Origin of the sequence: Roseomonas rosulenta, assembly GCF_016106005.1 — a bacterium.
Classification (GTDB): Bacteria; Pseudomonadota; Alphaproteobacteria; order Acetobacterales; family Acetobacteraceae; genus Neoroseomonas; species Neoroseomonas rosulenta.
The window spans coordinates 1-1,490 of record NZ_JACADR010000517.1 but is presented as its reverse complement, the minus strand read 5'-3'; the positions used below and the strand labels follow the sequence as shown (position 1 = coordinate 1,490).

Genomic DNA, 1,490 nt, shown 5'->3' with positions numbered 1-1,490 from the left:
CAGCGTGGCCGCGCGCCGCATCAGTCGAAGCTCGCGAGCAGCCGGTCGATCTCGGCCTGCGAGGTCGCCCCGCCGGGCAGTTGCGGACCGTTCGCCAGCGCCTGCCCCTCGGTGCGCGGCGCCGCCGGGGTGGCGGGGGCCGGCGCGCCGCGGCCGGAGGCATTGGCCACCGCCGCCTCCACCCGCGCCTCGATCGCCTTGAGCGCGCTCACCACCTTGCCGATGCGCTGGCCGGTGATGTCCTGGAAGGAACACGCCTCGTAGATGCGCGTCACCGCCCCCTGCAGCACCGCCGCCGCCGCCTCCGGCACTTCGGACTGCACGCGTTCCAGCGCCTCGCAGCAGTCGAGGATCTCGTTCGTCGCCTGCGCGGTGTGGCCCACGATGGCATCGAGCTCGTCGGTGGCCGAAGGGATATGCGCGCCGGTGATGTCATCCACCGAGAGCGCGGCGATCTCGGCCTTGGCGCGCGCGATGGTGCGCCCGAGGCCCTCGAGCTCGGCCAGCAGGCTCGCCTCGCGCGCCGTCAGGTCGCCCGACATGGAGCCGAGCACGGCGCGCACCGCCGCCTCGATCCGGTCGTCGCCGGGGCTGCCGTCAGGCATGGACCAGCACCTTCTCGATCTTCTCCTTCAGCGTCTTGGCGTTGAAGGGCTTCACGATGTAGTTCGACACGCCGGCCTGCTTCGCCGCGACCACGTTCTCGGTCTTGCTCTCGGCGGTGATCATGATGAAGGGCAGGTTCTTCAGCCGCGCATCGGCCCGCACCTCCTTCAGCAGGTCGAGCCCCGTCATCGGCGCCATGTTCCAGTCGCTGATCACAAGGCCGAAATTGCCGGCGCGCAGCTTGGCCAGCGCCTCCTGCCCGTCGGTGGCTTCATCGACGTTGTTGAAGTCGAGCTGCTTGAGCAGGTTGCGGATGATGCGCAGCATCGTGCGGTAGTCGTCCACGATGAGGACGTTGGTGGTCTTGTCCATCGGCCCTTGTGCCTCCTGTGTTCCGGTTCAGTCCGCCGCCGTGCGCCGGGCGCGGTGGCGCGCCAGCTCCGCCGTCACCAGCCGCGCCTGCTCGGCGCGCATCGCGCCGATCACGGGTGCGGCCTTGTGCTCGCCCATGCGGTCCAGGATCTCGACCAGCACCGGCATCTCGAGCTCATTGAAGATCGCCGCCGCGTCGCGCGGGCGCATCGCCTCATAGGTGCGCACCAGGCCGCGCCAGCCGGCCTCCTCGCGGTCGGTGCGCGAACGATCCAGCGTCTCGAGGCGCTGCTGCAGCGCGGCCAGTTCCTCGACGCGGCGCGCGAGGCGGCGCTCGGTGGCGGCGAGCACCACCTCCTGCGCGACCACCGCCTGCTCACGCGCCTCGATCTCGCCGCGCCGGGCGCGCAGTTGCTCAAGCAGGGCGCGCTCGGCGGCGCCGGCCGGGTCTGGCGCGCTGAACGGGATCGCCTGCGGCGCGGGCGCGGGTGCCGCCGGCAGATCCGAAGAGT

The 1,490-nt window shown here is 71.6% G+C and carries 3 protein-coding genes; all 3 read right to left on the bottom strand.

All coding sequences use genetic code 11. The annotated features are described in order from the left end of the window. Nucleotides 1-20: 20 nt before the first annotated feature. On the bottom strand, nt 21-605 hold the full coding sequence (locus HW578_RS26465) for a protein phosphatase CheZ (RefSeq protein WP_198373682.1): 585 nt from the start codon (nt 603-605) through the stop codon (nt 21-23). Beyond that, nucleotides 598-978 (bottom strand): chemotaxis response regulator CheY, encoded by a 381-nt coding sequence (locus HW578_RS26460; RefSeq protein WP_198373681.1) that lies wholly within the window; start codon nt 976-978, stop codon nt 598-600. Before HW578_RS26460 ends, HW578_RS26465 begins: the two co-directional genes overlap by 8 nt. Before the next feature lie 27 nt (nt 979-1,005). Then, nucleotides 1,006-1,490 (bottom strand): MotE family protein (locus HW578_RS26455; protein WP_369407986.1); only part of this gene is annotated, 485 nt, incomplete at its 5' end.

Coding starts and splice junctions, on each gene's coding strand:
- HW578_RS26465 (WP_198373682.1), bottom strand. CDS start 605: ATGCCTGACGGCAGCCCCGGCGACGACCGGATCGAGGCGGCGGTGCGC.
- HW578_RS26460 (WP_198373681.1), bottom strand. CDS start 978: ATGGACAAGACCACCAACGTCCTCATCGTGGACGACTACCGCACGATG.